This is a genomic window from Nostoc sp. 'Peltigera membranacea cyanobiont' 232, assembly GCF_002245985.1.
Classification (GTDB): domain Bacteria; phylum Cyanobacteriota; class Cyanobacteriia; order Cyanobacteriales; family Nostocaceae; genus Nostoc.
The window spans coordinates 1-9,489 of the sequence record NZ_NOLK01000224.1; the positions used below are offsets into that span (position 1 = coordinate 1).

The following is a 9,489-nucleotide window of genomic DNA, read 5'->3' on the forward strand; positions in this document are numbered from 1 at the left end:
GCTTGCTCGTCTCAAAAAAAGTATTTCACAGACGAGTAAGCTTTTTCTACCTTCAAAAACTTTTTGGGCAACCCTCCACCGTTATCGCTTCCATTTCACAGCCTCTACAAAAAATAGCGATCGCAGCTCAAAAGCAAATTTACATCGAAGCCAAAAACCGTTTCAAGAAATTTACCAAAAATTAAATGAATTAGTACAGAAGAAAGTTCAAAAAAAGTTACACGATAAATATGCAATTTGTCCAATTGATTCAACAATTATCACTCTCACCAGTAAGTTGTTATGGATACTAGGACACCATCAAGTAAAACTTTTTAGTTCTCTAAATCTAGCTACTGGAAGTCCATCAGATAACTTCATAAACTTTGGACATGACCATGATTATAAATTTGGTTCTAAAATGATGTCTAGTCTCCCAATAAATGCCGTTGGGGTAATGGATAGGGGTTTTGCTGGATTAAAATTTATTCAAGAATTAGTACAAGAAAACAAATATTTTGTCTTGAGGATAAAAAATAATTGGAAACTAGAATTTGAGGAATCAACTGGGTTGGTTAAAGTTGGTGCATCTGATGATGCTCAAGCTTATAGAGTGATTAATTTTTGTGATTTAGAAACTAAAACTGAGTTTCGCTTAGTAACTAATTTACCTGAGTCAGGAAATGCAGCAGTTACTGATGATGAAATTAGGGACATTTATCGATTACGTTGGGGAGTCGAACTATTGTGGAAGTTTTTAAAAATGCATTTAAAACTTGACAAGTTAATTACTAAGAACGTCAATGGTATCACCATACAAATTTACGTTAGTTTAATAGCTTATCTAATTTTACAAATATTATCTATCCCACAACAATGGGGACATACGCTATTAGATAAATTCCGCTATTTACAATCTTGTATGTGTCAGAAAATCAGTTATGTTCATTGGTTTGAGGAGATGATGTCATGTTGACTATTTTAGACTTTTTAGAGTTAGTGCAACTAAGTATGTAAAGTTTTGTATCATAATTCAACATTTCTGCTTGCTTACATGTCTCCAGAGCAAACAGGTCGTATGAATAGGACGATTGATTACCGCACAGACTTTTACTCTTTAGGTGTAACTTTTTATGAATTGTTGACTAATAAGTTGCCATTTAATTGCAGCGATCCCTTAGAAATAATTCACTCTCATATTGCCAAACAGCCGATACCCCCTCATCACATAAACCCAGAAATTCCGGAGGCTGTATCTAATATTGTAATGAAACTATTGTTTAAAACTGCTGAAGAAAGATATCAAAGTGGTTTAGGGCTGAAAGCAGATTTAGAGATTTGTTTTAAGCAATTATTAAATAATAGTAAAATCGAAAATTTTATTCCTGGTAAGTTAGATAAATTTAGCCAATTCACAATACCTCAAAAACTTTATGGACGCGAAAAAGAAGTAGCATCTCTCATGTCAGCTTTTGAGCGAGTCAGTATTGGTAGAAGTGAGATGATGTTAGTTGCAGGTTATGCAGGGATTGGGAAATCTTGCTTAGTTAATGAAATTCATAAACCTGTTCTCCAACAATGTGGATATTTTATTTCTGGTAAATTTGATCAATTTAAGCGAAATATTCCTTATACGGCTTTAATTGAATCATTTCAAGAGCTAACCCAACAGTTATTAACAGAAAGTTCTGAAAAAATAATTGTTTTGAAACAGCGACTTTTAGAAGCATTTGGTGAAACTGGTCAAGTTATTATTGATGTTATTCCTGAGATTGAAAAAATTGTAGGTCAACAGCCATCTGTGCCACAATTAGGAGTAATTGAATCCCAAAACCGCTTTAATCGAGTGTTTCAAAAGTTTATTCAAGTATTTACTCAAAAAGAACGCCCACTTGTTCTATTTTTTGATGATTTACAATGGGCAGATGTAGCAACTCTAAAATTTATTCAAATGCTGATGCTTGATGATAGCCAATATTTTTTGATGATTGGTGCCTATCGAGATAACGAAGTTATATCAAGTCATTATTTGAATCAGACGTTGAATGAAATCAAAAAAGCAGGAACAATTATAAATACTATTACATTAAAGCCTTTAAATATTAAGGATGTTCATGAATTAATAATTGATACACTTCATACTGTAACAGAAAAAACCAAAATACTAGCTGAATTTATTTTTCATAAAACTCAGGGTAATCCTTTTTTCTTAACTCAGTTGTTCCAAACTATGTATCAAGAAAATCTATTAAATTTTGACTTTAATAGTGGAACATGGCAGTGGGAAATCAATCAAATTCAAACCATTGGAATTACAGATTATGATGCCGTAGAATTGATTGTGAGAAATATAAAAAAATTGCCGATGAAGACACAACAGGTTTTAAAATTAGCTGCTTGTATTGGCAATCGATTTAACATAGATATTCTAGCAATTGTAAATGAAAAATCTCAGTCAGAAACCGCTTCTGAATTATGGGAAGCACTTAAAGTAAATCTAATTATCCCCTTGAGCGACAATTATAAAGCTCCACTGTTTTTTGATAAAGATATACTTATATCATTAGGATGCCAGGAATTAAAAGTTTCATATAAATTTTTGCATGATCGCATCCAGCAAGCAGCTTATTCCCTGATTCCAGAATCGGAAAAAAAACAAACTCATCTGAAAATTGGGCAATTAATTCTAAAATCTTACCAAACAGAGGAAATTGAAGAAAATATTTTTAATATTGTTAACCACTTAAATTTTAGTACTGAATTTATTTGCGATCAATCTCAAAAAGATCGGCTAGCGAAATTAAATCTCATAGCTAGCCAAAAAGCAAAAGCATCATCAGCTTATGAAGCTGCCCTTAACTATTCAACAGTTGGACTAGAATTGCTTACACCATCGAGTTGGGAAAATAACTATGACTTGATGCTAACACTTCACCTAGAAAGCGTAGAAGTAGAGTACTTAACTACTAATTTTACACGAGCAGCCATCTTAACTGAAACTATTCTACATAATGCTAATAATCTGCTGGATAAAGTCAAAGCTTATCAATTACAAATCCAGTTTTATATGGCTCAAAATCAGATGCTTAAAGCCATTGATATTGGATTAGAGGCGCTTGCAAAGTTGGGGGTTCCTCTGTCAGCGGCACCAAATAAGCAAAGTACTATAGCTAATTTACCTCAGCTTGAAGATTTAGAAAATTTTCCAGTTGTCAAAGATCCTTGGGGAGCATCCACTTTTGGCAGAAACACTTAAATAGCAAGCAAACCATTGAGATAAGCACAACGAACAGAAAGAATTTGGTTGACACTCTCAACATTCCACTGTGCGCCAGAAATTTTAATCCTAGCGCCAATCTGTTTAATCGCAGACTCAACCGCACCAGAACCAATAGAACAAAGTTGTTCAGCTTGGTAATAGTTATAGTTAACAATGCGGGAGCAATGTTTTTCAAGATAGGCAATGAAGTTCTTAGCTTGTTTGCCTCGACAATGTTCAAATAAAGCTTTAGCTTTTTCTACTTGACCATCCCATAAAAAAGTTTCAGCAGCTTTGAGTCGCTTTAAAGAACCACCGACTTTATAAAGATTTTCCTTGAGATGATACCAATCTAATATTTCCCAACGCTGAAAATTATCGAGTTGACCAAACTCTTTGACCAGATTCCACACGCCATCATGCCCATCTCCCAAACAAACTAACGGGTTAACCAGACGCTGACTATTAACATAATCAACTAATGATTGATTGTCATCAAAAAATGCACCATAGTAAATTCCTTGCAATCGAACGGTTTTATAGTCTCGCCAGTAACAGCCTGCTTTGGGTTTACCTCTGAGTCGGACTTTTCCACCATCTACACTTACTTCTGAAACTGCTTGCAATGCTAGCGGTAGTTGAAAATCTTGTTCGAGAACTAGTTTTTGTTGTGTTGAGTGACCAACTTTTACTCCTGTCAATGCCTCAATCTCAATTTCTGCTTTTTGGTATGATTCGTTAGCTGATAGCCTCAAACAGCACTTTTGAAGCAATGGACTTAACCTAGTTCTGGGCTTGACTCCCAGTCTCTCTAGCTGTTTGGCTTTAAGAGTCAGTTCTCCCACCAAACTTTTTATTTTCCTCGTTTTACCTACTTTTGTTCCCGTTTTTTGTTCGATAAAAAAAGGGCTATTTCTGGGCTGACTAGTTCTAACATTTGGCTCCGTACTGTTTTTTCTATACCTTCAAGGTCTGTCAGCTTACTTTTGTCTACTTCTTCATATAACAGTGTTGCCAACTCTTTTAAACAGGCTTTTATCCGTTCTTGTTTATCCTGACTCATAGTTAGTTATGCACACTATTTTATCTGTTCTTATATTCTCACAGAACTTGTATATCTTCCAAAAGTGGATGCTCCCGATCCTTGTATACTGGCAGCTTTAAAAATCCTTGTTACTATTGCTGGTGCTGCTTTTATTACTAACCCGACAAAGGCAACTTTTCCCCAGATAATCTTGACTGTCGTCAATCTCTGTATTGAACATGGTCATTCAGCTTTAGCGGCTCACGGATACGCTTATTATGGGATGCTATTGTGTGGCTATCTGGAAAATATTGATGCTGGATATCGCTCTGGTCAAATAGCTTGGCAAATATTAGGTAAGTTCCAAGATATTGAACTTAAAAGTAAAGTATACGCACCATTTTATGGTTTTACCATTCATTGGAAAGAGCATCTTAGAGAAACAATTACTCCGTTGCAAGAAGGAATTCAAAGCGCGTTAGAAATTGGAGATTTAGAATACGCTGGCTATTGCTCTGTCCATTATTGTGGTCACATATTTTTTAGAGGAGAACAACTTGAATCAGTGGCTCATCAGCAAGCATCATATATTAAGATATTAGAAAAATTTAAACTATATTTTCCTATAAACTATATTAAAATTTGGCATCAGCTAGTAATTAATCTCCAAGGAATTTCGGAAAATAAATATCTTTTAGTTGGTGATAGTTTTAATGAAATAGCAATGATGCCGTATCTAAAAAGTACTAATAATGCTACTTCGTTATTTGCTGCTTATGTTGCTAAACTGATTCTTTTTTACTTGTTTCAAGATTACACTCAAGCAATTGATAATGCCAAATTGGCTTCAGAATATACAGGTAGTGTGATGGGGATGATGACAGTTGGCATCCACAATCTATATTATTCACTAGCTCTAATTGCTTTATATCCAAATGCTGAACCTCAGATTCAACAAGAATATCTGACTGTTATTAATGGCAATCAGGAAAAAATGCGGTTATGGGCTGATCATGCTCCTACTAACTATCAGCATAAATTTGATCTGGTGGAGGCAGAAAAATCACGCATTTTAGGGCAACCCTTTATAGCTATGGAGTATTATGATCTAGCTATACAAGGGGCAAAAGGACAAGGATATATTCAAGAAGAAGCACTAGCCAACGAGTTAGCAGCAGAATTTTACTTTTACCGTGGTAGAGATCAGCAGGCATTATTCTACCTTAGAGAATCTTATCATGCTTATATACGTTGGGGAGCGATCGCAAAAGTTAGTGATTTAGAGTCAAAATACCCTGATTACTGCCCATTAAGAATAAATCATGAATCATCTAGTTTGAAAGCTAGCCTGTCAACTACTTCAAACAAGATCAATAATTTGGCATCTTTTGATTTATCTACAGTTTTTAAAGCTTCGCAAGCTATTTCTAGTGAAATCATGCTAGATGAATTGCTAGCTAAGTTGATGAAAATTGTTATGGAAAATGCTGGGGCACAAACTAGCTGCCTCCTTTTAGAGAAAAATGGTCAAATGCTAATAGAAGCATTTGTGGGAGTTAATAAAGATGAGATGTTGTTAGAAACTTCCATGTCCTTAGATAATAGTCTATACGTACCAATATCTATACTCAACTACGTGAGAATAACGGAGGAAAGTGTCGTTATTGGTGATGCTAGCTCTGAAGGAAAATTTACTAGAGATCCTTATATTATTGAGAATAAATGTAAGTCCGTTTTATGTATACCGATAATTCATCAAAGTAAACTTATTGGAATTCTGTATCTGCAAAATAACTTAACAACGAATGCATTTACTACTGAACGCTTAGAAGTTTTAAAAATTCTTGCGTCTCAAGCAGCCATTTCTATCGAGAATGCCAAGCTGTATACTAATCTATCTAAACTAAATGATAATCTCCAACAAGCTAACCAGCAGTTAGAGAATTACAGCAAAAATCTGGAAATGAAAGTAGAAGAGAGAACACAGGAATTATATGAAAAGAATGTGCGTTTGGAAGAACAAGCACAACAATTAGAATTTACACTAGAGCAACTAAAAATAACACAGTTACAGATTATTCAAAAAGAAAAAATGTCTGGTTTAGGTCAATTGGTTGCTGGTATAGCTCATGAGATTAATAACCCAATTAATTTTATTTACGGCAACATTTCTCATGCTAGTGAATATATTGAGGATATGTTGTATCTTATGAAAATTTATGAAAATTTATCACCGAATCTGACTCCTCAAATGTTGGCAGAACAAGAGAAGATAGATTTACCATTTTTGCTTGAAGATTTACCCAAATTGCTATCTTCAATGAAGGTTGGAGCCGATCGTATTCGCCAGATAGTTCTGAGCTTACGTAACTTCTCCCGTCTGGATGAAGCAGAAATGAAGCCAGTGAATATTCATGAAGGTATTGATAGCACCTTGCTAATCTTGCAACATCGACTAAAAACAGAATCAGTCAATTCTAAGATTCAAATTATCAAAAATTATGGTTCCTTACCGTTAGTAGATTGTTATCCAAGTCAGCTAAATCAAGTATTTATGAATTTATTAGCTAATGCTATTGATGCGTTGGAAGATTATAACTCTCAGCGTTCATTAGAACAAGCTGAACTCAATCCAGGTTATATCAAAATCACTACTGGGTTATTAGAAGAAAATCTGTTGGCAATTCGCATCGCTGATAATGGTTCTGGTATGACATCAGATATAGTTTCTCAAATTTTTAATCCTTTCTTTACTACCAAACCTATTGGTAAAGGTACTGGTTTAGGATTATCTATTAGCTACACAATTATTGTAGAAAAACATGGGGGTAAAATAAGTTGTCAGTCAGTACCAGGACAAGGAACTGAGTTCATAATCGAACTTTCAGTAAGTAAGTAGATATAACTTTTCACGGGATGTGGAAAGGGGGGATTGCTTGGCGGATATCATTCGCGAACTAAGTACTATTCTTTGTTATGTTTAGAAGTTTCTTCGATTAAATTTTTTAAACCCTGATTGAGAATTTCAATTGAATGATCTAGTCGATCTAGTGCTTCAATTTTAGCTCTGTTAAGAATTTGTTCTAGAGCATCAATTAGTTATTTAAAAACATTATATGGTAAAATTGACGGTCTAATCGTGCCGTACTATTTTTAGATCCATTTGGAATGCAAATACCTTGGTCAACAATCGAAGCGATCGCCCACACTGAAGCAATTGACCTTTGGTATCTATTTCCTTTGGGAGTTGCAATGGTTAGCAGGGGGATTATTTGTTGCTCATATAGCGTGGGAAATGGTTATGTAGTTAGGGATTTGAAGTACAAATCTTGACACTATAAAACTGAGATAACTCATCAGGTGCTAGAGGAGTAACTGGTCGATAATCTTGACTCACAAGAAAATCTGGTCGCGGATTTTGAACTGGTAAAGGAGTATTTTCAATACTGTTATAAGTAATAATCACAGCAGAGCGCCCAAATGGCGAGATATTATTTGATGAAGCATGTACAATATTACTATCAAAAAATAGTACTGAACCCGCCGCTGCTTTTATAAAAGTAATTCCATACTTTGATACTAGATTAGTAACTAATTCCTGGCTTAGAGAATACTTCAAATTAGCACTAAAACTCGATATCCACTCATTGCTGTCACTAGGACTATTAGAATTTGTAGTTTCCACCTTATTTTTATAAGTCGTAACATCAATCATTTCTTCTTTATGGGAACTAGGAATGACAAATAATGGGCCATTAAATTCGTTCATATCATCCAATAAGCACATAGCATTAACTACTTTTGGTTTTGGCATCCCATCTTCCTTGTACCAGTAAATATAGTCTTGATGCCATTTCCAAATATCGCCACTAAATGCTGCCTTCATATTAACTTTGAATTGATATATGTATACTTTGCTTCCAACTATTTGCATTGCCGGATAAACGAGCAATGGATGTCTTGTTAGACAATTGAAAACATTATTTTTCGTATGTGAACCATGAAAAGAACGTACAGTTTTACCATCTTTCTCAAGAATTTTTTGGGGGGATGTTTCTACTGATAGCGTAGATAATTCTGCTTTCATAATTTCAACTTCGGCGCGAGAAAAGCATTCTGGCAATAAAAGAAATCCTTGATTTTCATAGATTAATAATTCTTGCTCTGTTAAATGCATATTAAAATCCTACATTGATGAATACTTAGAATCTAACTCTTTTAATATTTACAGGCATTGCCAGAAATACTTAAATATTTAATTATTGACTGATAGGATAAATCCCTTCTGCCTCCTGCCCTCTGCCTTTCTTCGATAAACTATTTCTGGCTACTTGATATATGAATGAGTATTAACTATCTAAAAAACAAAAGATATATCTACTAGACAAACTCCATATTTAAAAATCCAATACGTTGAAAATAAGCTAAATATTTACTGATTAATTCAGTATTTATTGATGGAGGATAAATGGAAGTATCGGCAATTGCCTCAAGTGTATTACGACAGTCTAAATCAGGAGTGTTTTGATATAGCTGCCATGCAGTCATTCCTTGATAGACTTTTTCAGTTAACATGGGTATTAAAGGAAATAAAGGATTTTTCTGAGAGTATCTAGCTTGATTGATTAAATCATTTGTCCATTGGTCATAAGGCACTTTTCGCAGTTGGTATCCAAAAATTGATATCATCTCAAATAATCTAGTTAAATCAATATTTTGCGATGCTAAAGGAACTAAATGAAAGGATTTTCCTAAAGATTCTTTTCTCTTAGATATTTGAACAATAGCTTTACTGGCATAATCAACAGTAATTAAATCTTGTTTTTGCTTGACAAGATATGGAAAACTACCTATTTGAATACAACCTTTGATCAATCGAGATATGTAGTCATCTGTATTAGTTACACCAGTATGCAGATGACCCATTAAAAATCCGGATCTAATAACTGTCACAGGGATTCCTCTAGATTTAGCAATCCAAACAAGTTTTTCGGCTACCCATTTACTTTGGGTATAACCAATATCCTGATAAAGATAAGTTTCACTATTATCAATACTGGAGTTTAGACTAAAAGCGATATGAGAGAACGCAAACCAAATGGAATTAGAGGTTAAAAATATTATCTTGTCAGCCTTAAAGCATCCGCGACCTTGAACAATTATTGTGTAGTATACTTGCCGAGAGAATAATACAATAATGATAATCATGAAAATGGTGGGAGAGAAA

6 protein-coding genes are annotated in these 9,489 nt (G+C 34.2%); 3 read left to right on the plus strand and 3 right to left on the minus strand.

Going from position 1 to position 9,489, the window contains the following annotated elements:
• Both CDG79_RS36855 and CDG79_RS36860 read left to right on the plus strand, forming a co-directional pair.
• Positions 1 to 955 (plus strand): IS4 family transposase (locus CDG79_RS36855; protein ID WP_223278573.1); only part of this gene is annotated, 955 nt, incomplete at its 5' end.
• A 78-nt stretch (positions 956 to 1,033) separates the two neighbouring features.
• Positions 1,034 to 3,235, plus strand: a complete 2,202-nt coding sequence (locus CDG79_RS36860) for an ATP-binding protein (RefSeq protein ID WP_094346508.1) — start codon at positions 1,034 to 1,036, stop codon at positions 3,233 to 3,235.
• Here the strand turns inward: CDG79_RS36860 and CDG79_RS36865 are convergent.
• Positions 3,232 to 4,301 (minus strand): ISKra4 family transposase gene (locus tag CDG79_RS36865; RefSeq protein ID WP_094346509.1). Its coding sequence is split into 2 segments (ribosomal slippage): positions 3,232 to 4,145 and positions 4,145 to 4,301, totalling 1,071 coding nucleotides; the frame shifts between segments, so codons are not numbered across the junction. The two genes, CDG79_RS36860 and CDG79_RS36865, sit on opposite strands and share 4 nt — an antisense overlap.
• Positions 4,302 to 4,473: 172 nt before the next feature.
• Here CDG79_RS36865 and CDG79_RS36870 point away from each other — a divergent pair.
• Positions 4,474 to 7,161 carry a GAF domain-containing sensor histidine kinase gene (locus CDG79_RS36870; RefSeq protein WP_143855700.1) on the plus strand — a complete coding sequence of 896 codons (2,688 nt, stop codon included), beginning with the start codon at positions 4,474 to 4,476 and terminating at the stop codon, positions 7,159 to 7,161.
• 408 nt (positions 7,162 to 7,569) lie between these two features.
• Here the strand turns inward: CDG79_RS36870 and CDG79_RS36875 are convergent, their stop codons facing one another.
• Both CDG79_RS36875 and CDG79_RS36880 read right to left on the minus strand, forming a co-directional pair.
• Positions 7,570 to 8,439, minus strand: a complete 870-nt coding sequence (locus CDG79_RS36875) for a phytanoyl-CoA dioxygenase family protein (protein ID WP_094346511.1) — start codon at positions 8,437 to 8,439, stop codon at positions 7,570 to 7,572.
• A 203-nt stretch (positions 8,440 to 8,642) separates the two neighbouring features.
• On the minus strand, positions 8,643 to 9,489 hold an 847-nt coding region (locus tag CDG79_RS36880; RefSeq protein WP_223278574.1), incomplete at its 5' end, for an SDR family oxidoreductase.

Excerpts from the sequence above, each read along its gene's own strand:
- CDG79_RS36860 (WP_094346508.1), top strand. The coding sequence starts at position 1,034 with ATGTCTCCAGAGCAAACAGGTCGTATGAATAGGACGATTGATTACCGC.
- CDG79_RS36875 (WP_094346511.1), bottom strand. The coding sequence starts at position 8,439 with ATGCATTTAACAGAGCAAGAATTATTAATCTATGAAAATCAAGGATTT.